Below are 24,384 nucleotides of genomic sequence, written 5' to 3'. Positions count from 1 at the left end.
TTTAACGTGCTGATGTGGCGCAGCTGTTTGAATTACGACTAAGCATACGCGCAATACCGCTGAAAACAGCGTTAAACATAATCGTGAGATCTCGCCGCTTATTTACAGTCAAAAACAGCAGTTCATCGATTAATTACACCTTTATTTTTTCTCACCTGAATATTTTTTAATCTTTTTTACACGCCTAATCATACACTTCCTAAAAACACTGTATATCCAACCAGTTTAAACCCAGTGTTTATGCGGCCTTCACGCCTTTTTTCTACTTGACAGTGGGGATCATTGATACCTAAACTGTATCTCAGTGGGTAAATGTGGCGAATTGTGGATCAAATCATCATCACTTTGCAGATTAGTACTCAAAAAACAAGAAAACCAAGAGCAAATAATAAAAGGCTAGGGGAATGTTCCGCGGCGCTAACGCAATCAATCTGGATACAAAAGGCAGACTGGCTATACCGACGAAGTATCGTCAGTCGCTGCTGGATGATTGTCAGGGACAACTGGTCTGCACAGTCGATACACAACAAAGTTGTTTGCTACTTTACCCACTTCCCGAATGGGAAGAGATTGAGCTTAAACTCTCTAAACTTTCAAGCATGATACCAGCCGAGCGTCGCTTGCAGCGATTGCTACTAGGTTATGCTTCTGAAGGTGAGATGGATAAAAGCGGGCGCATTCTTGTTCCTACTCCACTGCGAAGTTTCGCAAAACTCTCAAAAGAAGTCATGTTAGTTGGTCAGTTAAACAAATTCGAAATTTGGGATGCCGATATTTGGGCACAACAAGTTGAAGCTGATATAGACACCGAACGCAAAGGCGAATTTGAACTTACCGAACGATTACAGGACTTTTCTCTATGACGCAGCCTAGCGAATTTAAACATATTTCAGTATTGCTTGATGAATGCATTGAAGCCCTAGCGATCAAACCAAACGGTATCTACATTGACGCCACTTTCGGCCGTGGGGGGCACTCAGCACATATTTTGGATGCATTGGGCGAACACGGGCGACTCATCGCCTTTGACCGTGATCCGCAAGCAATCAAAGCGGCAGAACGTTTCGCCGATAATAAGCGTTTTAGCATTATCCACTCACCGTTTGGTGATATGGCAGAAGAAATCGAAGCGCTGGGACTAACCGGTAAGATTGACGGTGTGCTTATGGATTTGGGGGTGTCTTCACCTCAGCTAGATGATGCCGAGCGTGGTTTTAGCTTCCTTCGTGACGGCCCACTGGATATGCGTATGGACACCTCACGTGGACAAAGTGCTGCAGACTGGTTGGCTAACGCCGAAGAACAAGACATTACGCAGGTTATTAAAGAGTTTGGCGAAGAGAAGTTCGGCAAACGCATAGCCCATGCCATTGTAAACACGCGAAAAGAAACACCCATTACGCGCACAGCTCAGCTAGCCAAAATTATCGACGAAGCGGTTCCTGTAAAGGATAAGTTTAAACATCCGGCAACCCGTGCATTCCAAGGTATTCGCATTTATATCAATGCGGAACTTGAGCAACTTCGTGTTGGCCTTAAAGCCGCGACACAGGTGTTGGCGAAAGAAGGACGTCTTGCCGTTATTTCGTTTCACTCTCTTGAAGACCGTTTAGTAAAACGCTTCATTAAAGATCAAAGTAAAGGGAAATCAGTACCACACAACTTACCGATTACTCAGGCTGAAATAGATGCAGATAAAGTGTTAAAAGCCTTGGGCAAAGCGATAAAACCTTCAGAACAGGAGATCGCGAACAACGTTCGCTCTCGCAGTTCGGTATTACGTGTGGCAGAAAAGTTATGACCAAAGCCGCGCCAGACAAGGCCAGCACTAATTTTAAATTACTGCTAATAATTGTTTCAGATTTGACCCGCAACAAGTTGCGGGTTTTGTTGTATTTAATGGTTATCACAAGTGCCATGGCGGTCACACTTAGCAGTCATCACAACAGACAGCAGGTCATTGCCCTTGAAGACCTTATGCAAGAGAAAGATGAGCTTGATGTCGAGTGGCGTAACCTCGTGCTTGAGCAACGCGCGTTGACTGAGCATAACCGCATAGAAAACCTGGTTGAAAAACAGTTAGAAATGTACCGTCCAACCGCAGACGATGAAGTAGTGGTGAAATTAAAATGAGTACAACAGCACTTTCTCGCCAACGTAAAAAAACCGGTGCAAAACAAAATGTAACGCCAAGCCTAGTGCACTGGCGCTTTGTCGTTGTGCTTGTTGTTATTATGCTAGTTTTCAGCGTGCTCGCCGCCCGTGCAGCCTATATTCAAGTTATTGAGCCAGACGAGCTAATTCAACAGGGCGACAACCGCACACTAAGAACCCGTGATATGCCAACCTATCGCGGGCTTATTACCGATAGAAATGGTGTTGAGCTGGCGGTGAGTGTGCCTGTTCGGGCCATCTACGCAGACCCTAAGGTTATCCATGAAAACAACGGCTTCGAGGAAGAACGCCGTTGGGAAGCGCTGGCAGATGTACTGCGCCAAGACGTCAATGAACTCAAAGAAAAAGTGGCAAACCCCAAACGCCGCTTTGTTTACTTGCAGCGTCAGGTGTCGCCTGCCATGGCAGAGTACGTTGATAAACTGGACATTCCAGGCATTTATCTTCGCCGTGAAAGCCGCCGCTACTATCCTACAGGTGAAGTTTCAGCGCAGTTAATCGGCGTAACCGATGTTGACGACACGGGCGTTGAAGGCTTGGAGCGCATGTATAACGAGTGGCTAACGGGCACGCCGGGTTCTCGTAAAATACGCCGCGATGCAAAAGGCCGTCAGGTAGAGATCTTAGAAACAAAATCAGGCGAAAAAGCCGGCGACCTGCAGCTGACTATTGATCAGCGTATTCAGGCACTTGCTTATAAAGAAATTAAAGAAGCCATGATTTATTACCAATCAAGCTCGGCTTCCGCCATTGTCATCGATGTAAAAAGCGGTGATGTGTTAGCCATGGTGAATGCACCGTCGTTCAATCCGAATGACAGAAGCGATATTTCTGCGCACAGAATGCGTAATCGGGTAATTACCGATGCGTTCGAACCAGGCTCGGCGCTAAAACCGCTGGCCGTTCTTACTGCATTAGAGTTCGGTGAAGTGGAGCCTGAAGACTCAGTAAACACTCATCCAGGATGGATGCGATTAGGCGGCAGCCTAGTAAAAGATTCGCGCAATTACGGCGAACTAACGCTAGAAGAAATTATTCAGCATTCCTCAAATATGGGGACGTCTAAGCTGGCGCTTTCTGTGCCTAAACAGTTCCTGCTGGATACCTATTACAATATGGGCTTAATGAGCGATACCGGGCTTAATATGGCGGGTGAGAGTAGCGGTATCTTTCATGAGCGCAGCCGCTGGTCTGAATTTGAGCTAGCCACGCTGTCATTTGGATACGGCATTTCGGTTACCACTGCACAGTTGGGGCGTCTTTACGCAACGTTGGCGAACGGCGGTATTAAAACACCACTTAATGTCATCAAGTCGCCAGAGCAACCTTCATGGCAGGCTCAATCTGAGCGGGTGATCAGCGAAGAAAACGCTAACGCTATTGTTCAAATGATGGAAAGCGTAACCCAGCGTGGCGGCACAGCAACAAAAGCGTCGGTACCAGGTTATCGCGTTGCTGGGAAAACAGGAACAAGCCGAAAAGCGGTGGCTGGTGGATACGGCGAAGAGTACGTCAACATTTTCGCTGGTATCGCACCTGTGTCTGACCCCAGGCTAGTAACTATTGTATTGATCAACGAACCCGGCGGTGATTTGTATCACGCGGGGGATACCGCTGCACCTGTCTTTTCATCAATTATGGGTGGCGCACTGCACATGTTAAACGTTACGCCCGATGACAAGCAGGTTACATCTAGCCGCTTATTGAAAGGAGGTCAAAGTGGTAGTTAGTGCCTTTATTCAAAGTATAAAAGCTTTATTGGCGAAATTTGGTGTAGACGCCCCAGATATCCGCATTGAAGGTTTAACGCTAGACAGCCGAGAAGTGAATACACGCTTAGCGTTCTTGGCAATTAAGGGCCACGAACGTGATGGTCGAGATTTTATACCCCAGGCAATAAGTTTAGGGGCCCGTGTAATTCTGGCGCAAACTGAAGACAGTAGCGCCCATGGTCAAATGGAAATGCGCGACCACAGCGTCATTATCTCGCTGTATGAGTTACCACAAATGCTCTCTGCATTAGCTGCTGCATTTTACGACTACCCTGCTCAGAAAATGACGACGGTAGCAGTGACAGGGACAAACGGAAAAACCTCTACAGTTCAATTGCTTACCCAGCTTAAGGATGCGTTAGGTACACGTAGTGCAAGCATCGGAACGCTAGGGAGCAGTGTGTTTGAAGGCGATGAAACCCAGTGGTCGAACACGCCGGCAGCAAACACTACGCCCGATGCCATACGTATGCAGTATTTGTTGGCAGACTTTGTGCAAAATGAAGTGCGCCATACGGCCTTTGAAGCGAGTTCTCACGCATTGGTTCAAGGACGGCTTGGTACAGTAAAAACCGATATCGCTGTTTTCACCAACCTTACTCGAGATCATCTCGATTATCACGGCACAATGGAAGAGTACGGCAAAGCCAAGCGCTTGCTGCTTCAGCAGCCAGGTTTAAAGGCTGTGGTATTAAACACTAATGATGATGAAAGTAAGAAGTGGGATGGTGCAGCAGATAAGACGATTACACGCGTCTGGACAGGTATAGACGAAAGTGGACTGGATCGAAGCGGTGAAAGTGAGTTGATGCGAGCGCATAACAATCCTCAAAGTCGCCATTGTTTCGCCACAAATGCTTCTTATCATGCAGGTGGATGTAGCTTTGAGCTAATGAGTTCGTGGGGACGCGCTGCCATTTCGCTGCCGCTATTCGGAAAGTTCAATATCAGCAATGTATTGAGTGCTATAGGTACGTTACTCGCTGAAGGTGAGCGCTTTGATGACGTGGTTAACGCGGTAAACGCAATCACGCCCGTTCCCGGGCGAATGGAAGTTTTCCCTGTAACGGGTGCTGCTAACTTGGTGGTGGACTACGCGCATACGCCAGACGCTCTGGAGAAAGTGCTATTAAGCGCCAAATTCCATACAACGGGCAAAGTGTGGTGTGTGTTTGGCTGTGGTGGAGATAGAGACAAAGGTAAGCGACCGTTAATGGGGCAGGCTGCCGAGGTTGGTGCTGACGCTATTGTGATCACCACAGATAACAGTCGCAGTGAAAGCCCTGAATCTATCGCCGAGGATATCATTGCGGGTTTGAAGAACCGTGAGCTGGCAGTGTCTATACCTGATCGCGAGCAAGCTATTCGTCATTGCCTTGAGCATGCGCATGAAAGCGACATCATCATTGTGGCCGGGAAGGGCCATGAAGATTACCAAATTATTGGTGACAAAAAGACTAACTATAACGAACGTGCAGTTGTGGCGCGACTGCAACAGGAGTACAGCAAATGATAACAACAACGCTGTCATGGATAGCCGAAAAGGTTAATGGGAAATTATTAAAAAGCGCTGCTGGCGTTGAAGTGTCTGCAGTAAGTACCGATACCCGCACCCTAGAAGATGGCGCAGTTTACTTGGCCTTGAAAGGCCCGAATTTTAATGGCCATGATTTTATTTCAACGGCAGAGAAAGCGGGAGCAAGTGCGGTTATTGCCAGTGAAGACGTAGCAACCTCATTACCTGTCATTAAGGTTGAAGATACCAAAGAAGCACTTGGCCTGTTAGGTGCAGCAGTGAAAGCTCATGTGGCGCCCAAAACGATTGCGATTACCGGAAGCAGTGGCAAAACCACCGTAAAGGAAATGTGTGCCGCTATTTTGGAGCGAAGAGGCAATGTATTAGCCACAAACGGTAACTTCAATAATGATATCGGTGTGCCGCTAACCCTTTTACGCCTAGAGCCTCAGCATGAATACGCGGTCATGGAGTTAGGTGCTAACCATATCGGTGAAATCGCCTATACCACAAACCTCGTTAAGCCGGACGTCGCGACTATCGTAAACGCCGCCGCTTCTCACCTAGAAGGCTTCGGAAGCTTGCTTGGTGTGGCGCGCGCCAAAAGTGAAATTTTTAAAGGCTTAGGCAGTGACGGCGTGGCTGTAGTCAATGTTGATAGCCAGTTTGCTGAATTTTGGCAAGGCAAACTTAAACAGACCAAAACGCTAACGTTTTCGCCCCAGCAGAAAAACGATGCTGACTTTAGAGCAGAAGATATCACCATTGGATTAGATGGCTGCGCCGCATTCCACTTGGTTTGCCCGCAAGGTGATATGTCTATTCAGCTTACTATTCCTGGCGTTCACAACGTGGGGAATGCCCTTGTTGCTGCAGCGCTAACGCTGCAAGTTGGCGCCACACTAGAAAACGTGCGAGACGGTTTACTTGCTATGAAGCAAGTTAGCGGCCGCTTGAATGTAAAACAGCTTACCGAACAGGTTCGCCTGTTAGACGACACCTACAACGCCAACGTGGCGTCTGTAAATGCGGCAATCGATACGCTAAGTAGCTTTTCAGGCATTCGCGTTCTTGTGCTTGGCGACATGAAAGAGTTGGGTGAAAAAGCGCGTTTTTACCACGAGCAGGTGGGGGAATACGCTAAACAAAAAGGAATTAATTACCTGTATACCATGGGTGTTTTGAGTCAATCAGCCAGTGCTGTGTTTAATGAAAATGGTGGCCATTTCAGCGATGTTGAAAGTTTGTTGGCCGCAATGGAGAGTGATTTGTTAGTGCAGCAGCGCGATATTTCAATTTTAGTTAAAGGTTCACGCAGTTCCAGAATGGAACGTGTGGTAGAGGCGGTCGAGGCCTCTGCGCTGGGAAAGCACGATAGCCGTCGGGAGCGAATAGCATGTTAATTTGGCTAGCCGACTGGCTGACACAATTCGATTCAGGGTTTAACGTATTTTCATACCTTACCCTTCGCGCAATTTTAAGTACGCTGACCGCGTTACTTATTGCCATTCTTATTGGCCCTAAGATGATTCGTTATTTGCAGCGTATGCAAATTGGTCAAACCGTACGTGATGATGGCCCGCAAAGCCATTTATCAAAATCCGGCACACCCACTATGGGCGGGTTACTTATACTCGCAGCAATTGTCGTAAGTGGCCTGCTTTGGGCTGATCTGACTAACCGCTACGTGTTAGTAACCCTTACTGTGGTTGTGGCCTACGGGATCATTGGGTTTGTTGACGACTACAGAAAAGTGATCCGCAAAGACTCGAAGGGGCTTATCGCCCGTTGGAAATATTTCTGGCAATCTGTAGTTGCGTTAGGGGTCGCATTCTATCTATACAGCAGTGCAACGATAAGCGCTGAAACCTCACTACTGGTGCCTTTCTTCAAAGAAGTGTTCCCGCAGCTGGGGGCGTTCTTCATCATCATTACTTACTTTGCCATTGTAGGCACAAGTAACGCGGTAAACCTTACCGATGGATTGGATGGACTTGCCATTGTGCCCACTATTTTGGTGGCGGGTGCATTTGCCATATTTGCTTATGTAACAGGTAATGCGAACTTTGCCGAATACCTGAATATTCCTCATATTCCGCTCACCAGCGAACTGGTGATTGTGTGTACCGCCATGGTCGGTGCAGGCTTAGGCTTTTTATGGTTTAACACGTATCCGGCACAAGTATTTATGGGCGACGTTGGCTCACTAGCGTTGGGCGGCACACTAGGCGTGCTTGCTGTATTGGTGCGCCAAGAATTGGTGTTAATCATCATGGGTGGTGTTTTTGTTATGGAAACCCTGTCGGTCATCCTTCAGGTAGGTTCTTACAAACTGCGTGGCCAGCGTATTTTTCGTATGGCGCCTATTCACCATCACTATGAATTGAAGGGCTGGCCAGAGCCGCGCGTAATAGTGCGTTTTTGGATCATTTCAATCATTTTGGTGTTGGTGGGTCTTGCTACCCTCAAACTTAGATAAGCGGTAAAGAGATAAGTATTAATGTCGTATAACGTACGTGAGCATAGTTATGTAGTCGGTGGCCTAGGTGTTACAGGTCAGGCTTGCGTGCGCTTTTTGTTGCAAAAGCAGGCAACGGTTAAAGCATTTGATACCCGTGCTAATTTTACTCTAGTTACCGACCCTGATTCTGATCTTGATACCGACATGCAAGCGTTTATGGCAGAGAAGGTCACTTGCACTGCTCTAAGCGAAGATTACTTTGATGGTGTAGACACCTTGGTGTTAAGCCCGGGGCTTGCTCTGAATATTGAACAAGTGGCTTTAGCGCAAAAGTGTGGTGTTGAGGTGATCGGCGACGTGGAATTGTTTGCCCGATTAAATGCCTCCACGAGTGATGCTACGCCAGCTAAGCGCGTAGTAGGTATAACCGGCTCTAACGGCAAAACCACGGTTACTTTATTAGTGAACCATCTGCTCAAAAGCTGCGGCGTAAAAAGTATTGAAGCGGGTAACGTAGGTCGCCCTGTGCTTGAAGCGCTTCAAAGTGATGCAGATGTAGTGGTGATGGAGTTATCAAGTTTTCAACTTGAAACAACGTCTAGCTTGGTGCTCGAAGCTGCTACTGTCCTTAATATTTCCGATGATCACCTAGACCGTCACGGTACCCTTGAAGCCTATATCGATGCCAAGCATCGCATTTTTGATAACGCGAAATCTGCGGTTGTGTGGCGAGACGGTGAGTTTGTAGCACCTTACGAGCAGCTTATTACCGATGCTAAGGGGATTGCTGCATCAAATGCAGTATCTGATGGCGAATCTAATGCTGTATCTAATGCCGAATTTAATGAAGACGCGCTAGCGTCAAAAAATATCGTTGAATATGGACTGGGAGAGTCGACCACAGGGCTTGCGATTGCGTCTTTTGACGGTGACGATAGTGCTCGTGACGATGAACAAAGTCTATATATAACGTTTAAAGGCGAAAAGCTTATTGCCCTTAGCGATATTCATTTGGCGGGCATGCACAACGTACTAAACATCATGGCTGCATTGGGTATCTGCCTTCAGCTAGGTGTTTCGCCAGCGCTCGCGGTTAAACATCTACACAGTTTTAAAGCTGCACCACATCGTTGTGTGGAAATAGCCCGTGTAAACGACATCCGATATATCGACGACTCCAAAGCAACCAACATTGGCGCCACTATAGCTGCCCTTGAAGGGTTAGCCCCGACTATACAAGGGAAGCTCATTCTTATTGCAGGTGGTGACTCTAAAGGCGCTGATATAGCCAGCCTCTCGCCTTATCTAACTAAATATGTATCGCACGTGTTTGCTTTGGGCAAAGATGCACACCTGTTTGAAAAGAGTTTTGCGCATACAACTCGTGTGGCAACGATGAAAGACGCCGTAAAAGCAGCAACAAGACTTGCTGCCCCTGGTGATGTTGTTCTGCTTTCGCCTGCGTGTGCAAGTTTAGATATGTTTAAGAACTATATGCATCGCGGTGACGTGTTTAAACAAGATGTACACGACCTACTTAATCTACACAGTAAGAACGACGACGCTGTGGAGGCCACATCATGATTGCTGCCTCTACCAAACTTAGCGCGTTATTTGCCGCGAAGCACGACGGACAACCTTCGGCAACGCAACCCTATGATGTGACGCTGATATTAATTGCGCTTGCACTGATGAGTATTGGCATTATTATCGTCACCTCGGCGTCGATGCCGGTGGCCGATAGGCTGCACGACAACCCCTTCTATTTTGCTATTCGCCACGGTATTTACATTGTTGGGGCGATCGTTGCCGCTATGGTAGTGCTGAATTTGCCCATGCAGTTTTGGCGCATGACTAATCCCTATCTTCTGCTCGCGGCCATCGCGCTATTGTTAGCAGTTCTGGTAGTTGGGAGAACTGTAAACGGGAGTACCCGTTGGTTGGCGATTGGGCCTATAACCATTCAAGCTGCCGAGCCCGCTAAGCTCTTTTTCTTTGCCTATTTGGCGGGTTATCTGGTTCGCCGCTACGAAGAAGTGACCGAAAATCTAAAAGGATTTATTAAACCCCTTGTCGTGTTCTTTGCGTTAGCGATGCTATTACTGCTACAGCCAGACTTAGGTACCGTCGTTGTGATGTTTGCAACCACGATTGGCTTGCTGTTTTTAGCGGGTGCACGACTTTGGCAGTTCTTCGCACTGGTGTTTGCAGGCATATTGGCGGTTGTAGCGCTTATCGTGTTTGAAGAATACCGAATGAAACGGGTTACTTCCTTTTTAGACCCTTGGGCTGATCCGTTTGGCGCTGGTTATCAGCTAACCCAGTCTTTAATGGCCTATGGCCGGGGTAACTGGTTTGGGCAAGGCCTAGGCAATAGCTTGCAAAAACTGGAATTCTTACCCGAAGCACACACTGACTTTGTTATGGCCATCTTGGCGGAAGAGCTGGGCTTCGTTGGTGTGCTTGCCGTACTCGGCCTTATTTTGTGGATGGTGTTGCGTGCACTGAGCATTGGAAATAAGGCACTTGAAAAAGGGCGAGCGTTTGATGGTTACATGGCTTACAGCATAGGCATCTGGTTCAGTTTCCAAACGGCGGTAAATATTGGTGCAAGCGCAGGTATTCTGCCAACAAAAGGGTTAACACTGCCGTTAGTTAGCTACGGCGGCTCGTCACTTATCATCATGTCAGTAGCAGTAGCCATATTACTTCGTATCGATTTTGAATTACGGGTTGATGGCGTACAGGCGATTGGCCGGGGCGACAGCAAATCCGGTAAGAGCAAGGCCCGCCGTAAAAAGCCTATTCCTACAAGCGCGTCGCAAACTAAAGCGTCACAAGCTGAAGGTGAGGCAAGTGTAGAGAGCGGGGCCGATGAAGCGGATTTTTCTACAGCGACGGTTGAAGCTAAACCTGGCGCCAAAACATCAAGTGCAGAAGATGAAGGAAAAGCTGGCATTAAAGCTATACTCGCGCGGGTAGCGCAGGAGGCTGATAATGGCTAAGCGTTGCTTAATTATGGCTGGCGGTACAGGCGGGCATGTTTTCCCAGGCCTTGCAGTGGCAAACGCGCTTCGAAAGGAAGGTTGGGACATTCATTGGCTAGGCACCGCCGAGCGGATGGAAGCGCAAGTTGTGCCTAAGCACGACATACCTATTCACTTTATTCCGGTAAAAGGGCTTCGTGGCAAAGGTGTTACGGCACGTCTTCAAGGTGCTGTTGCGTTAGTTAAAAGCTTATTTTCTGCAAGGCGAATTATAAAGCGCCTTCAACCTGATATCGTTGTTGGGTTTGGCGGTTACGCTAGCGGCCCTGGTGGGGTTGCTGCAAAAAGCTTAGGTATTCCCGTTATTGTGCATGAACAAAATGCGGCGGCAGGCATGACCAATAAGCTTCTTAGTAAATTCGCAAGTCGCGTGCTTCTGGGCTTTGACGATGCCAAAGAACAATTTTCAGGTGGCGCTACTAAGGTGCATACTGTGGGCAATCCTGTTCGTGATGAAATTTGGCAGGTGAAGCCCAAATCTGTAGACATTGACGCAGACGCTCGTGAAAACACCACAGAGCATAAACAAGGCCTTAATTTACTTGTTGTAGGCGGCAGTTTAGGCGCACAAATTCTCAATGAAACCGTGCCGGAGACTTGCGGGGTGCTAGAAGGTTTATCAATAAAACACCAGTGCGGTAAAGGCAACAGTGAAGGTGTCATTAAAGCCTACACGTCGGTGGGCGCAGATATGTCGAAAATCGATGTCAGTGACTTTATTGATGACATGGCCGCAGCTTATGAATGGGCAGACTTTGTTGTCTGTAGAGCCGGTGCGCTTACGGTAAGTGAAGTTGCAGCTGCCGGACGCGCGGCGATTTTCGTACCGCTACCTTTTGCGGTAGACGATCACCAAACAAAAAATGCGCAGTCGTTAGTTAAGCAAAATGCGGCACTGATGATTGCTCAATCTGTATTAAAAGAAAATTTAGGGCAGGCGGTGCGTCAGTGGTTACAACACCCTGAAGACTGCTTAAAGATGGGCGCTGTAGCAAAAACATGTGCAAGCACTCATGCCACGGAAAATGTAGTAAGCCACGTAAAAAGCGTGGTAGGAGTAGGGGACTAATGGTTTTTAAAACCCCATTTGAAAGCCCGCAAATGCGCAGGGTTAAAAATATATTCTTTATTGGTATCGGCGGTGCCGGTATGGGTGGTATTGCCGAAGTATTATTAAACGAAGGTTATGCTATTGCTGGCTCTGACATTCAAGAAGGGCCAATGACACAGCGGCTAAGCGAATTAGGTGCTGATGTGAAAATAGGCCACCGTGCGGAAAATGTTGAAGGCATGGACGTTATTGTGGTGTCTAGCGCCATCAACGAGCAAAACCCAGAGATTATCGTGGCTCGTGAAAAGCGCATTCCGATTATTCGCCGTGCAGAAATGCTGGCAGAATTGATGCGATTCCGCCACGGTATTGCGGTGGCGGGTACCCACGGCAAAACTACCACAACCAGTTTAATTTCAACGATTTTCGCAGAAGCGGAGTATGACCCTACGTTTGTTATCGGCGGTTTGCTTAACAGTGCTGGTACGAATGCGCGTTTGGGTAAAAGCCGTTATCTTATAGCAGAGGCTGACGAGAGCGATGCGTCCTTCCTTCACTTGCAGCCGATGGTTTCCGTGGTGACCAATATTGAAGCCGACCATATGGATACTTATGGTGGCGATTTCTCAAAGGTGAAAGATACCTTTGTTGATTTCTTGTCGAACCTACCCTTTTACGGGCAGGCCATCGTGTGCGGTGACGATGCAAATATTCAAGAGATTCGCCCTCGTATAGGCCGAAGTATTCTGACCTACGGTTTTGAATCTCACAATGACTATCGCGCAGAAAATGTTTCACTGTCATTCGGTAAAGCGAATTTTACGGTTATTCGCCCAGAACGCGAACCGTTAGATATAACGCTGAACCTCACCGGTAACCACAATGTGCTTAATGCGCTTGCCGCTATCGCTGTAGCAACGGATGAAGGTGTAGATGACGACGCTATCATTCGCGCACTAGCTAGTTTTGGCGGCATAGGTCGTCGTTTCGAGCAGCTAGGTACGTTTACTACCAGTAAGGGCGAGGTGTGTTTGGTGGATGACTATGGTCACCACCCAACCGAAGTAAGAGCGACTATCGCTGCGGCTCGTGCAAACTGGCCTGATAAGCGCTTGGTTATGGTTTATCAACCACATCGCTTTACGCGAACCCGCGACCTTTACGAAGACTTTGTTGAAGTACTGTCGAGTGTTGATGCCTTGTTGCTTCTGGATGTTTACGCAGCCAGTGAACAACCTATTGAAGGCGCTGACAGTAAAGCGTTGTGCCGCTCCATTCGTCAGCGTGGTCAAATCGAGCCTGTATACGTAGGTGACAAAGACGCCTTACCAGCTATTTTGGCGAATATCATGCAAGATGGCGACATCGTCATGACACAAGGGGCGGGCAACATCGGACAAATTGCTAAGCTCTTAGCTCGTCACGCGCTAGAGCCGATCACACTTGCAAAGGAAGGGGAATAGGATGTTTACACCTTCAGTAAGTATTCACTCACAGAAAACCCACTCGCCGAACGAGTATGGCAAAGTAGCTGTGCTGCTCGGCGGTGACTCTGCCGAACGGGAAGTATCGCTTAATTCGGGCAATGCGGTGTTAAATGCATTGTTACGACAAGGCGTAGATGCGTTTGCGTTTGACCCAGCAGAGCGACCTCTGACCGACCTTATCGACCTTAACGTCGATAGAGCGCTCATTATGCTGCACGGTCGCGGTGGTGAAGATGGCTCTATGCAAGGAGCCCTTCAGTTCCTAAAAATCCCCTACACGGGAAGCCGAGTTTTAGGTTCTGCGCTGGCAATGGACAAAATTCATACTAAGCAAGTGTGGCAAAGTTTAGGCTTACCCACTGCAAAATATGAAATTGCTGATAAAAGGCACTTTGAAGCTGGTAAGTGCAGCGCTATAATGGATAAATTGGGGAATGAAGTCATGGTAAAACCGGCCAGAGAAGGGTCGAGTATTGGCATGGCGAGAGTGACAAGCGCTAAACAGCTCGAAACTGCCATTCAGGACGCCTTTAAATACGATAATCAAGTCCTGTTAGAGCAGTATATAGATGGCCCCGAATTCACTGTTTCTGTATTGCAGGGACAGGCGTTGCCGTCTATTCGCATGTCTACTCCACATACATTCTATGATTATGCTGCGAAATATCAGGATAATACAACAGAATACTATTGCCCAAGCGGCTTGTCTGAAGAGCAAGAAGCACAGCTAGCAAAACTAGCATCCCGTGCTTTTGATGCTATTTCTGGCAGCGGCTGGGGTAGAATTGACGTTATGCAGGACAACCAAAGGCAGTTTTATTTGCTAGAGGCGAACACAGTGCCTGGCATGACAGAAAAAAGTTTGGTGCCTAAGGCAGCCAAAGTTGCAGGATTAACTTTTGATGAACTGGTATTAAGTATTCTTTCTACCAGTTTTGATGACGTTGCAAACAAGGCGTAAACGTGGCTGATACCAACACTAATCAAGGTAAGCCCGCTTCTGCAAAGAGCGGCAAAAGTAAAACGGCAGTGTGGGGCGGCGTCGCTTTCTTACTGTTTGTTATTGCTGGATTAGTGTTTGGTGGGCTTAAAGCAAACCAGTATTTGCAGGATGAACAGCAAATGCCGGTACAGGTTATTGATTTTTCTGGTGATTATCAGCACATCGATATTACCAAGCTAGAGCGGTTAATACGCAAGGCGCAGCCTGGAAGTTTTTTCGCGCTTGACGTCAACGAAGTATTTGAGCTTGTTGAAGCGCAGCCTTGGGTTTATCGCGCGTCAGTAAGAAAGAAGTGGCCAAATACGTTAAAAATTTATTTGGTTGAGCAGCAGCCGGTTGCACAATGGAATGAAGATTTGTTGTTAAACCCTTATGGCGATACGTTTAACGACGAAGGCGTGAAGTTAGACTTACCGCGCCTTTACGGCCCGGGTGGCAGCGAAAAAACCGCCCTTGAAGGCTACAACGCCATGCACGCGTTGATAGCGACGACGGATATGACGTTAGACGAGCTGTCCTTAAGCGAGCGATTTGCATGGCAAGTGCAGTTGAAAAACGGCATTAAATTGAATTTAGGACGTCAGGAGTTTATCGATAGGCTACAACGCTTTATTGATGTTTATCCACTTCTGGCGCAACAAGAGAAGGCGGTGAAATACGTCGACCTTCGCTATGACACGGGCGTAGCAGTCGGATGGAAAGACGACAGCGCCACAGATGAAGAGAGTTAAGGAAACCATGTCAAAACCTGCTGAACGCAATTTGATTGTAGGACTAGATATCGGCACCAGCCAAGTAAAAGCTGTTGTGGGTGAATTACTAGAAGATGATCAAATCAGTATTGTTGGCGTGGGCACCCATGCATCGAAAGGCATGGATAAGGGCGGCGTTAACGATTTGAACCTGGTGGTGAAATCGGTCCAGCGTGCAGTAAACGAGATGGAGTTAATGGCAGATTGCCGAGTGTCTTCAGTTTTTATGTCTATCTCGGGACGACACGTTAAGTGCCAAAATGAAAATGGCATGGTACCGATTAACAATCAGGAAGTAACACAAGAAGACGTAGATAACGTTATTCATGCAGCGCGCAGTGTGCCAATTGCAGCGGAACGTCGTCTACTACACGTGTTACCACAAGAATTTACTATTGATGTGCAGGAAGGGATTAAGAACCCTATTGGCATGTCGGGAGTAAGAATGGAAGCGGATGCTCACATTATTACCTGTGCCGACGATATGGCGAAAAACATGGTGAAATGTGTTGAGCGTTGTGAACTTAATGCCGATCAGCTGATCTTTTCAGCGTTGGCATCAAGTTATGCGGTACTGACTGACGACGAGCGCGAGCTTGGCGTATGTGTGGTTGATATCGGTGGTGGTACTATGGATATGGTTATCTACACCGATGGCGCTATTCGTCACACGGCGGTAATACCGGTTGCGGGTAATCAAATTACCAGCGACATTGCTAAAATATTTAGAACGCCTATCAGCAATGCAGAAGAAATTAAGGTGAATTACGCCTGTGCATTGAAGGATATGGTGAGTATGGAAGACAGCATTGAAGTGCCTAGCGTGGGCGGACGCCCAGCTAGAGTGATGTCTCGTCATACGTTAGCTGAGGTGATTGAACCTCGCTATCAAGAGCTTTTTGAGCTGGTACATGATGAAATTCGTGCCAGCGGTCTGGAAGAGCAAATCGCTGCAGGCCTTGTGCTTACAGGCGGTACCGCTAAGATGGAAGGTGCCGTGGAATTTGCCGAAGAACTTTTCCAGATGCCCGTGCGCGTGGGCAAACCCATCAACGTAAAAGGCTTGTCCGAATATGTTGATGACGCTGGATTTGCGACAGTCGTAGGACTGCTGCAATATGGCAAAGTACAATCTGACAATAAGAAGTCCAGTACGCAGAAGACCGGTGAAAGCTTATTTCATCGAGTGCAAAGCTGGTTTAAAGGTGAATTTTAATTTTATTTTGGGGGCGCTATAGCTACGGCATCAAGGCTAGCAGGAAGCAATTAGCCTAAGGGAATGACCTGGCGTAGTGTTTAAAAGACGTACAACCGGAGAGTAAGTATGTTCGAATTAATGGATAGTCACGGCGAAGAAGCCGTAATCAAAGTCATCGGTGTCGGTGGCGGCGGCGGCAATGCCGTTGAGCACATGGTGTCTCAAAGCATTGAAGGCGTAGAATTTATTGCAGTTAACACCGATGCACAGGTGCTTCGCAGCTCAAGTGCAGACGTTACACTTCAAATTGGCTCAAGTGTAACAAAAGGGTTAGGTGCGGGCGCCGATCCGAACATTGGCCGAGAAGCAGCACAAGAAGACAGAGAAACCATTCGTCAGGCGCTAGACGGTGCAGATATGGTTTTCATCACTGCCGGTATGGGCGGTGGTACAGGAACGGGCGCAGCGCCAGAAGTGGCAAAGATTGCTCGCGAAATGGGCATCCTTACGGTAGCGGTAGTTACTAAGCCATTCCCATTTGAAGGTAAGAAACGCACCTCGTTTGCGGAACAGGGCATTGTTGAGTTGTCTAACAACGTTGACTCGCTAATTACCATTCCTAATGAAAAGTTGTTAAAAGTAATGGGGCCAGGCACGCCGCTTCTTCAAGCGTTTAGCGCTGCAAATGACGTATTACGTGGTGCAGTTCAAGGTATTGCTGAACTGATTACCCGTCCTGGTCTAATCAACGTTGACTTCGCAGACGTACGTACCGTTATGTCTGAGATGGGTAAAGCGATGATGGGTAGTGGCGCTGCAAGCGGTCCAGACCGTGCTGAAGAAGCTGCTGAAGCCGCGATTGCCAGCCCGCTTCTTGAAGATATCGATTTGTCAGGCGCGCGCGGTATTCTTGTGAATATCACTGCGGGTCCAGATTTCGCCATCGACGAGTTTGAGACTGTTGGTAACGCCGTTAAAGCGTTTGCCTCAGAGAACGCCACAGTGGTTGTGGGTACAGTGATCGATATGGAAATGACAGACGAGCTTCGCGTAACGGTTGTTGCAACCGGTATTGGCGCAGAGCGCAAGCCTGACATTTCGCTAGTAAGCTCTGAAGGCTCTCGTCTAACACAGCCTGCAAAAGAATACGGTAACACGCAATCAAGTGAACCACGTTCTGCAGTAGGCGGTACAGAGGGCAATCAGGCGCTGAAGGCCGACGACAGTGCACAGCCAGAAAATGATTTGGAATATTTAGATATTCCTGCATTTCTTCGTAAGCAGGCAGACTAATTTAGCTGCCTGAAACGGAAGGGAATTATTTCGCGTTTGTGATGTCTCACCTAGTAAGGTGTATTTACACAACGTGAAAAATTTCGCGTGGATAGGTTGATTAAATACGTAATCTGACAGAGTTAAATCCGTCAGAAAGGGTGTTTTTTGACATGTGAGTAATAACTCACTATAATTCGCGCCCGCTTTTTTTAATAGGTAAAAGCTTAAGCAGATGATTAGACAACGTACAATCAAGCAATCGGTACAAGAGACCGGAATTGGGCTTCATAAAGGGGAAAAGGTCACAATGACTCTCCGACCTGCGCCAGCAAACACGGGTATCGTGTTTAGGCGTGTTGACCTTGAACCACATGTTGACATACCTTCGCGTGCGAACGCGGTAGGTAATACCATGCTGTGTACGTGCCTGAATAACGAAGACGGTGTGACTATCCAAACGGTAGAACACTTAGCGTCTGCGCTTGCAGGTTTAGGTATCGACAATATTATTGTTGAAGTAGACAGTAACGAGCTGCCAATTATGGACGGAAGTGCTAGCCCGTTCGTATTCTTGCTTCAATCTGCCGGTATCGAAGAGCTAAACGCGCCTAAGCAATTTATTCGTATTAAAAAGCCAGTTCGTGTAGAAGATGGCGATAAGTGGGCCGAATTAGTGCCTTATGACGGTTTCCGCGTTGATTTCCAAATTGACTTTGATCATCCTGTGATCAGCCAAACTCGTCAGCATATGGTGATGGATTTTGATTCATGCTCATATGTAAGCGAAGTTAGCCGTGCACGAACTTTTGGTTTTATGCGCGACTTAGAGTACATGAATGCTAACAACCTAGCGTTGGGTGGCAGCATGGAAAACGCAGTGGCGTTGGACGAATTCCGCGTACTCAACCCTGAAGGGTTGCGCTATGACGATGAGTTCTTAAAGCATAAGATTTTGGATGCTATCGGTGACTTATACCTTGGCGGCCATAGTCTAATTGGTGAATTGCGTGCGTACAAAACAGGCCATGGTCTGAATAACAAGCTATTAAATGCAGTACTTGCGCAAAAAGAGTGTTGGGAGTTCGTGACCTACGACTCGCAGGAAACAGCACCAATTCGTTATGCTCAGCCCGCATTAGCGTAAGAATTTTAAAAAGCCGCCTTACGGGCGGCTTTTTTTCGTATGGCATTTACTGAAATAAATGATACAGTAGCCGAATAATTAATATAAATTTCACCCATGTGACATAAAAACTATAGGTCGAAGGTTGTCGCCTTTGGCTAAAAACACATTCATCGTTGTATGAAGTGGTATGAAAAGAGTGGCGTGAAACAGCAATTTTCTTCGTGGTATGAAACTAACAATTACACTCGCTGGTAAAAATAAACGCTATAGGCACAGTATTAGTGTCCGTACGCTTGTGAGCGCAACCGTGCTCTCGTCTATTTTTATGCTAGTGTCGAGCCGTTCAACAGAATCGGTATCAGAAGATATTGCACGAGTTCGTTTGGCGCAGACTGAAGTCAACGAGCGACAAAAAGACGTTGAAGCGTTAAAACAGCAAACAACGGTCAAATTACAAGCTTTGCTTTCTCACGTCGCAGAGTTATCTGCGCAGGCTACATTGCTGGACGAGAAAGGTAAGCAAATCGCAACAGAATTAGGTATGTCAGCGGCTGACCTGGACGCTTTCGTACCGGTATCGATACCGGATAACCTTCAAGACGATCCCATCCTTCACGAAATAGCCAAACTAGAGCAATCACTCGATTTGAAGTCTCAACAGTTGTCTATGCTTGAAAGTTTGGTCAGGGGTCACCATATCCACGAACAGAGCCAATTATCTGGTCGTCCGATAGAGTCAGGGTGGTTGTCTTCTTATTATGGTATGCGGGCCGACCCGTTTACCGGCGAACCAACTATGCACAAAGGGCTAGATTTCGCTGGTAAGGCAGGGGAAAACGTAGTGGCAACTGCTGCAGGTATTGTGACCTGGGCGGGTGATCGCTACGGCTATGGCCAACTTGTAGAAATTGATCACGGTGATGGTTTTGTTACCCGCTATGGGCATAACGACACCCTTACTGTCTCAATAGGCGACGTGGTAACCAAAGGGGAACCTATCGCTAAAATGGGCAATACGGGGCGCTCAACTGGCGTTCATGTTCACTACGAAGTAATAAGAAACGGAAAACAAGTCGATCCTCTGCCTTTTGTCTACAAAAAGTAGCATAGGTAGCAGCCAGGTAATTCTCGTAGACGGTGCCTTTATTAATTAAAAGTCATCTAAAACGAAGAAGCATAATTTTAGAACATCGCAAAACACAACGTGGTTACCGTTGTGTTTTATACGTTTAATTTAGCTGTGCACATTGTGCGGCGCCTCGACAAGTAGTGGAATAATAAAGCTAATGTTTTCAAGCATCCTTCGAAAAGTATTCGGTAGTAGAAACGACCGACTATTAAAAAAATTACGCAAAAACGTAGATGCCATCAATGCACTGGAAGCAGAATTTGAAAAGCTTTCCGATGAGGCGCTAAAGGCTAAGACAGACGAATTTAAAGCGCGTATTGAAAAGGGTGAAACCCTTGACGATATTCTTGTAGAAGCCTTCGCTACTGTGCGTGAAGCAAGTAAACGCGTATACGGCATGCGTCACTTCGACGTTCAGATGCTAGGTGGTCAAGTACTTCACCAAGGTAAAATTTCAGAAATGCGCACGGGTGAAGGTAAGACGCTTACTGCTACCTTGCCAACTTACCTTAATGCTTTGTCTGGCAAAGGGGTTCACGTTGTTACTGTGAATGATTACCTTGCTCGTCGTGATGCTGAGTGGAGTAACCAGTTATTTACTTACCTAGGCATGCGCGTTGGCTGTAACGTGCCTGGCATGTCGCCACAGCAAAAACGTGAAGCTTACCAAGCAGACGTAACCTATGGTACGAACAACGAATTTGGTTTTGACTACCTTCGTGACAATATGGCATTTAGCCCACAAGACCGCGTACAGCGCCCGCTTAACTATGCGGTAGTGGATGAAGTTGACTCAATTCTTATCGACGAAGCCCGTACACCACTTATTATTTCTGGTCAGGCTGAAGATAGCTCAGAGCTGTATCGCCGTATCAACACTATTATTCCTAAACTTGTTCAGCAAGAAAAAGAAGACGAAGAAGGCCAAGAGGGTGACGGTGATTACACGATTGACCTTAAAGCCAAACAAATTCACCTTACCGAGCGCGGTCAAATTCACGTTGAAGAAATCCTTCAGCAAGAAGGTATGTTACCTGAAGGTGAGTCGCTGTTTGCCGCTGGCAATATTTCACTGCTTCATCATATTAACGCTGCGCTTCGTGCACACAAGTTGTTTGCTAAAGACGTAGACTACATCGTTAAAGAAGACCAAATCGTTATTGTTGACGAGCATACGGGTCGTACGATGGAAGGCCGTCGCTGGTCTGAAGGTTTACACCAAGCTGTAGAAGCGAAAGAAGGGGTTCGTATTCAAAACGAAAACCAAACCCTTGCGTCAATTACCTTCCAGAATTATTTCCGCTTGTATAACAAGCTTGCGGGTATGACAGGTACAGCAGATACAGAAGCCTTCGAATTTAACCATATTTACGGCTTAGAAACGGTAGTTATCCCAACAAACCGTCCTATGCAGCGTAAAGATATGGCTGACCTCATCTACCTAACGGCAGAAGAAAAATACGAAGCCATTGTTGAAGACATTAAAGAGTGCGTTAAACGCGGTCAACCTACGCTTGTGGGCACTGTGTCTATCGAGAATTCAGAACTCATTTCTCGCATTCTTAAGAAGTCGAAAATTCCTCATAAAGTGCTTAACGCTAAGTTCCACGAACACGAAGCAGATATCGTCGCTCAGGCTGGTAAGCCAGGCGCGGTTACGATTGCGACTAACATGGCAGGTCGTGGTACCGATATCGTGTTAGGTGGTAACTGGCAGGCAGAAGTAGAAAAGATTGAAAATCCAACTGAAGCGCAGATTGAGAAGATCAAAGCCGAATGGAAAGAAAGCCATGACGCTGTGCTTGCCTCAGGTGGTTTACACATTATTGGTACAGAGCGTCACGAGTCTCGCCGTATTGATAACCAGCTTCGCGGTCGTTCGGGCCGTCAAGGTGACCCGGGTTCAAGCCGTTTCTACCTATCATTAGACGACGCACTTATGCGTATCTTTGCCTCTGAAAAAATGGGCAACATGATGAAGCGTTTAGGTATGGAGCGTGGTGAAGCCATTGAGCATCCGTGGGTAACTCGCGCCATCGAGAATGCACAGCGCAAAGTAGAAGGTCGTAACTTCGACATTCGTAAGCAGTTGCTTGAATACGATGATGTGGCCAACGACCAGCGTAAAGTCATCTACGAGCAGCGCAATGAGCTTCTTGATGAAGGCGATATTAGCGAGACTATCGCGGCTATTCGTGAAGACGTTATTTCAAGTGTTGTCGATGAGTACATTCCGCCACAGTCTCTTGAAGAAATGTGGGACGTAAGCGGACTTGAAGAGCGCATGCGTGCCGATTTCGCCGTAGACTTGCCAATCAAGACCTGGCTTGAAAATGACGACAAACTTTACGAAGAGAAGCTTCGCGAGCGCATTCTTGGCGAAGTCGTTGACGCTTATAAGCAGAAAGAAGCGGTAGTGGGCGAGCAGGTACTGCGCCAGTTTGAAAAAGCGGTAATGCTTCAAAACCTAGACAGCCATTGGAAAGAGCATTTGGCGGCAATGGATCACCTGCGCCAAGGTATTCATTTACGCGGCTATGCGCAGAAAAATCCTAAGCAAGAATACAAGCGTGAGTCGTTTGCTTTGTTCTCACAAATGTTAGAAGCGCTTAAAGTTGAAGTGATCACTATTCTTGCGCGTGTAAAAGTACAAGCTGAAGAAGACGTGCAAAAAGTAGAAGAACAACGTCGTCAAGCTGACGATGTGCCTAAGAACTTCGAGCACGAAGAAGCGAACGCAACGCCAGAAGAGGCAAGCGACAAAGTACGTACGCAAGTTCGCGAAGGTGCGAAAGTGGGCCGTAATGACCCATGTCCTTGTGGCTCTGGTAAAAAGTATAAGCAGTGTCACGGCAAGCTTAAGTAATGAAAGTAGTACATGTTGCTGTGGGCGTTATCGCCCGCGGCGATGAAATATTCATTACTCTTCGCCCTGACAATGTTCATCAGGGCGGAAAATGGGAATTTCCCGGCGGCAAAGTAGAAAACGGTGAGACCGTTCTACAGGCGCTGAAGCGAGAGCTTGCTGAAGAAGTTGGGATTATTGTGAACCGCAGCGAGCCTGTGATTGTGATCACCCATGATTACGGCGACAAGCAAGTTAAACTAGATGTTCATCGCGTGTGTGATTTTACCGGCGAGCCGCACGGCAAAGAAGGCCAACAGTCGCGGTGGGTCAAGGTAACGTCACTAAAAGCCTCTGACTTTCCTGAAGCGAATATACCCATTATTAGCGCATTGCAAAAATAATAAAAACGGCCACATCTTAAAGTGGCCGTTTTCTTTTAGAGCAGTTCTATTTTAAGCGATTTCTTTGCTTTAGATTGGAAAATTAAGAGCGCTCAAGATATACCTTTTCGGAGCTACACCTACAAGGTTATTCGTTCAGCGGTGGCAAATGCCACATCCAGTTTGAAATAAGCGGCTTCATTAATAAAGTGCGGGTAGGTTTCAGCTTCGTTTTCCCATAGGATATCTTTGCCGTCAAACGTTCGAAATACAGGTGCCCCAGGTATGAGAGGTTTGAAATCGTTATCTTGCAGTGAATGATGGATCATGGCGGTACGTTTTCCATTAGCATCTAACGGAAAAGACACATTATCGCCTAAACGAAAAGCTTCACAGGCAGGCAAAGCGTCAGTACTGATTTGCCCTTTATTATACGCGGCACAAAAATCCAATATTGCTTCAGCCATGGTTTGTGTTAGAAGGTAAACATCTTCTCTTAACACGCCCTGTGGCTGCCCACCCACTTCTATCATTACACCTTTCTTACCAGTTGTGCACAGGTAACCATGTTCAAGGTAGGGCTTTTCGTCTTCTACCAAAATGTTGGCTTCTGGCATTTGCTGCTTTACGTATCGCGCCAGCTGAATATGAAATTCATCCGCTTCCAAAATGATAAGCGTAGCACCCATTTCGCTGGTGGTGTTGTGAATATCAATCACAAAATCTGTGTTCGAATCACCCTTAGGCCCTAACTGTTGGTTAAGAGCCTTAGCAAGCTCAGCTTCTTTCGCAGAATTGTTATTCGATAAACGTTCAAAGGTAAACTGACGGTTTAAGTCTTCGTCTACGAAACGAACGTTTGCCGCAATGGCCGCTTCATTGGCGATGCTTAACGAAACATTTAGCTCATTAAATCGCGAAGGTAGCCCAAACTGTTGCCAGTTTCGAATAAGCTGAATACCACTGGTTTCATTTCCATGAGTACCACCAACAAGCGCGATAGAATTAAACATTCATGTTCCTTTTTGTATAGGTTGAAGATGAGGAAGGCTGCGCAGCGAGCTATTGAGTAATATTGTGATGAATTAATACGTTCGCTGTCTGCGCATCTACCCACGACTTGGAGAGCAAGTAAACCGATACTACACCACTGCGCTTTGTACG

20 protein-coding genes are annotated in these 24,384 nt (G+C 47.1%); 19 read left to right on the top strand and 1 reads right to left on the bottom strand.

Annotation, left to right across the window (positions count from 1 at the left end):
- The first annotated feature begins 404 nt into the window (after positions 1 to 404).
- The 19 genes from mraZ (at position 405) to mutT (ending at position 23,241) form a co-directional block, all read left to right on the top strand.
- Entirely contained in the window at positions 405 to 863 is a 459-nt protein-coding gene (gene mraZ, locus NO989_RS08835; RefSeq protein ID WP_012519465.1) for a division/cell wall cluster transcriptional repressor MraZ, read from the top strand.
- Positions 860 to 1,801: a 16S rRNA (cytosine(1402)-N(4))-methyltransferase RsmH gene (gene rsmH, locus NO989_RS08830; protein ID WP_371342397.1), complete on the top strand. Its 942-nt coding sequence runs from the start codon at positions 860 to 862 to the stop codon at positions 1,799 to 1,801. The genes mraZ and rsmH overlap by 4 nt, the downstream gene beginning before the upstream one ends.
- Positions 1,798 to 2,133, top strand: a complete 336-nt coding sequence (gene ftsL / locus NO989_RS08825; protein WP_014950436.1) for a cell division protein FtsL — start codon at positions 1,798 to 1,800, stop codon at positions 2,131 to 2,133. Before rsmH ends, ftsL begins: the two co-directional genes overlap by 4 nt.
- Positions 2,130 to 3,905: a peptidoglycan glycosyltransferase FtsI gene (locus NO989_RS08820; RefSeq protein WP_014977227.1), complete on the top strand. Its 1,776-nt coding sequence runs from the start codon at positions 2,130 to 2,132 to the stop codon at positions 3,903 to 3,905. The genes ftsL and NO989_RS08820 overlap by 4 nt, the downstream gene beginning before the upstream one ends.
- Complete coding sequence (locus tag NO989_RS08815; protein WP_321824748.1) at positions 3,895 to 5,460, top strand: UDP-N-acetylmuramoyl-L-alanyl-D-glutamate--2,6-diaminopimelate ligase; 1,566 nt, start codon at positions 3,895 to 3,897, stop codon at positions 5,458 to 5,460. Before NO989_RS08820 ends, NO989_RS08815 begins: the two co-directional genes overlap by 11 nt.
- Complete coding sequence (gene murF / locus NO989_RS08810) at positions 5,457 to 6,866, top strand: UDP-N-acetylmuramoyl-tripeptide--D-alanyl-D-alanine ligase (RefSeq protein ID WP_321824747.1); 1,410 nt, start codon at positions 5,457 to 5,459, stop codon at positions 6,864 to 6,866. The genes NO989_RS08815 and murF overlap by 4 nt, the downstream gene beginning before the upstream one ends.
- Positions 6,860 to 7,942 (top strand): phospho-N-acetylmuramoyl-pentapeptide-transferase, encoded by a 1,083-nt coding sequence (gene mraY / locus NO989_RS08805; protein ID WP_014950432.1) that lies wholly within the window; start codon positions 6,860 to 6,862, stop codon positions 7,940 to 7,942. Before murF ends, mraY begins: the two co-directional genes overlap by 7 nt.
- A 21-nt stretch (positions 7,943 to 7,963) precedes the next feature.
- Positions 7,964 to 9,508, top strand: coding sequence for a UDP-N-acetylmuramoyl-L-alanine--D-glutamate ligase (gene murD / locus NO989_RS08800; protein WP_371342396.1), 1,545 nt, complete (start codon positions 7,964 to 7,966; stop codon positions 9,506 to 9,508).
- Positions 9,505 to 10,929 carry a cell division protein FtsW gene (gene ftsW, locus NO989_RS08795; protein ID WP_321824746.1) on the top strand — a complete coding sequence of 475 codons (1,425 nt, stop codon included), beginning with the start codon at positions 9,505 to 9,507 and terminating at the stop codon, positions 10,927 to 10,929. Before murD ends, ftsW begins: the two co-directional genes overlap by 4 nt.
- Positions 10,922 to 12,040, top strand: coding sequence for an undecaprenyldiphospho-muramoylpentapeptide beta-N-acetylglucosaminyltransferase (gene murG, locus NO989_RS08790; RefSeq protein ID WP_014950429.1), 1,119 nt, complete (start codon positions 10,922 to 10,924; stop codon positions 12,038 to 12,040). The genes ftsW and murG overlap by 8 nt, the downstream gene beginning before the upstream one ends.
- Positions 12,040 to 13,485, top strand: coding sequence for a UDP-N-acetylmuramate--L-alanine ligase (murC, locus tag NO989_RS08785; RefSeq protein WP_014950428.1), 1,446 nt, complete (start codon positions 12,040 to 12,042; stop codon positions 13,483 to 13,485). Before murG ends, murC begins: the two co-directional genes overlap by 1 nt.
- 1 nt (position 13,486) lies before the next feature.
- The gene (locus tag NO989_RS08780) at positions 13,487 to 14,470 is read left to right on the top strand and encodes a D-alanine--D-alanine ligase (protein ID WP_014950427.1); all 984 of its coding nucleotides are present in this window, start codon (positions 13,487 to 13,489) and stop codon (positions 14,468 to 14,470) included.
- Between the two features lie 2 nt (positions 14,471 to 14,472).
- A complete protein-coding gene (locus NO989_RS08775; RefSeq protein WP_014977223.1) occupies positions 14,473 to 15,243 on the top strand; it encodes a cell division protein FtsQ/DivIB in 771 nt (256 codons plus the stop codon).
- A gap of 7 nt (positions 15,244 to 15,250) precedes the next feature.
- Complete coding sequence (gene ftsA / locus NO989_RS08770) at positions 15,251 to 16,480, top strand: cell division protein FtsA (protein WP_014980043.1); 1,230 nt, start codon at positions 15,251 to 15,253, stop codon at positions 16,478 to 16,480.
- A 108-nt stretch (positions 16,481 to 16,588) separates the two neighbouring features.
- Positions 16,589 to 17,755, top strand: coding sequence for a cell division protein FtsZ (gene ftsZ, locus NO989_RS08765; RefSeq protein WP_014980042.1), 1,167 nt, complete (start codon positions 16,589 to 16,591; stop codon positions 17,753 to 17,755).
- A gap of 214 nt (positions 17,756 to 17,969) precedes the next feature.
- Positions 17,970 to 18,881, top strand: a complete 912-nt coding sequence (gene lpxC, locus NO989_RS08760) for a UDP-3-O-acyl-N-acetylglucosamine deacetylase (RefSeq protein ID WP_014980041.1) — start codon at positions 17,970 to 17,972, stop codon at positions 18,879 to 18,881.
- Positions 18,882 to 19,089: 208 nt separating this feature from the next.
- Complete coding sequence (locus NO989_RS08755; RefSeq protein WP_014950422.1) at positions 19,090 to 19,968, top strand: M23 family metallopeptidase; 879 nt, start codon at positions 19,090 to 19,092, stop codon at positions 19,966 to 19,968.
- Positions 19,969 to 20,149: 181 nt separating this feature from the next.
- A complete protein-coding gene (gene secA / locus NO989_RS08750; protein ID WP_014980040.1) occupies positions 20,150 to 22,858 on the top strand; it encodes a preprotein translocase subunit SecA in 2,709 nt (902 codons plus the stop codon).
- A complete protein-coding gene (mutT, locus tag NO989_RS08745) occupies positions 22,858 to 23,241 on the top strand; it encodes an 8-oxo-dGTP diphosphatase MutT (RefSeq protein WP_061486402.1) in 384 nt (127 codons plus the stop codon). The genes secA and mutT overlap by 1 nt, the downstream gene beginning before the upstream one ends.
- 119 nt (positions 23,242 to 23,360) lie before the next feature.
- Here mutT and NO989_RS08740 read toward each other — a convergent pair whose 3' ends face one another.
- Positions 23,361 to 24,233: an aspartoacylase gene (locus NO989_RS08740; RefSeq protein WP_061486401.1), complete on the bottom strand. Its 873-nt coding sequence runs from the start codon at positions 24,231 to 24,233 to the stop codon at positions 23,361 to 23,363.
- Positions 24,234 to 24,384 lie beyond the last annotated feature (151 nt).

The organism is Alteromonas sp. DY56-G5, assembly GCF_041414725.1.
GTDB lineage: Bacteria > Pseudomonadota > Gammaproteobacteria > Enterobacterales > Alteromonadaceae > Alteromonas > Alteromonas macleodii.
The sequence above is the reverse complement of the archived record's forward strand: the minus strand, read 5'-3'. Positions and strand labels throughout refer to the sequence as shown.

What these genes read in the sequence shown, in the direction of transcription:
- mraZ (WP_012519465.1), top strand. Translation starts at nt 405, where the DNA reads ATGTTCCGCGGCGCTAACGCAATCAATCTGGATACAAAAGGCAGACTG.
- rsmH (WP_371342397.1), top strand. Translation starts at nt 860, where the DNA reads ATGACGCAGCCTAGCGAATTTAAACATATTTCAGTATTGCTTGATGAA.
- ftsL (WP_014950436.1), top strand. Translation starts at nt 1,798, where the DNA reads ATGACCAAAGCCGCGCCAGACAAGGCCAGCACTAATTTTAAATTACTG.
- NO989_RS08820 (WP_014977227.1), top strand. Translation starts at nt 2,130, where the DNA reads ATGAGTACAACAGCACTTTCTCGCCAACGTAAAAAAACCGGTGCAAAA.
- murF (WP_321824747.1), top strand. Translation starts at nt 5,457, where the DNA reads ATGATAACAACAACGCTGTCATGGATAGCCGAAAAGGTTAATGGGAAA.
- mraY (WP_014950432.1), top strand. Translation starts at nt 6,860, where the DNA reads ATGTTAATTTGGCTAGCCGACTGGCTGACACAATTCGATTCAGGGTTT.
- murD (WP_371342396.1), top strand. Translation starts at nt 7,964, where the DNA reads ATGTCGTATAACGTACGTGAGCATAGTTATGTAGTCGGTGGCCTAGGT.
- ftsW (WP_321824746.1), top strand. Translation starts at nt 9,505, where the DNA reads ATGATTGCTGCCTCTACCAAACTTAGCGCGTTATTTGCCGCGAAGCAC.
- murG (WP_014950429.1), top strand. Translation starts at nt 10,922, where the DNA reads ATGGCTAAGCGTTGCTTAATTATGGCTGGCGGTACAGGCGGGCATGTT.
- murC (WP_014950428.1), top strand. Translation starts at nt 12,040, where the DNA reads ATGGTTTTTAAAACCCCATTTGAAAGCCCGCAAATGCGCAGGGTTAAA.
- NO989_RS08780 (WP_014950427.1), top strand. Translation starts at nt 13,487, where the DNA reads ATGTTTACACCTTCAGTAAGTATTCACTCACAGAAAACCCACTCGCCG.
- ftsA (WP_014980043.1), top strand. Translation starts at nt 15,251, where the DNA reads ATGTCAAAACCTGCTGAACGCAATTTGATTGTAGGACTAGATATCGGC.
- ftsZ (WP_014980042.1), top strand. Translation starts at nt 16,589, where the DNA reads ATGTTCGAATTAATGGATAGTCACGGCGAAGAAGCCGTAATCAAAGTC.
- lpxC (WP_014980041.1), top strand. Translation starts at nt 17,970, where the DNA reads ATGATTAGACAACGTACAATCAAGCAATCGGTACAAGAGACCGGAATT.
- NO989_RS08755 (WP_014950422.1), top strand. Translation starts at nt 19,090, where the DNA reads ATGAAACTAACAATTACACTCGCTGGTAAAAATAAACGCTATAGGCAC.
- secA (WP_014980040.1), top strand. Translation starts at nt 20,150, where the DNA reads ATGTTTTCAAGCATCCTTCGAAAAGTATTCGGTAGTAGAAACGACCGA.
- mutT (WP_061486402.1), top strand. Translation starts at nt 22,858, where the DNA reads ATGAAAGTAGTACATGTTGCTGTGGGCGTTATCGCCCGCGGCGATGAA.
- NO989_RS08740 (WP_061486401.1), bottom strand. Translation starts at nt 24,233, where the DNA reads ATGTTTAATTCTATCGCGCTTGTTGGTGGTACTCATGGAAATGAAACC.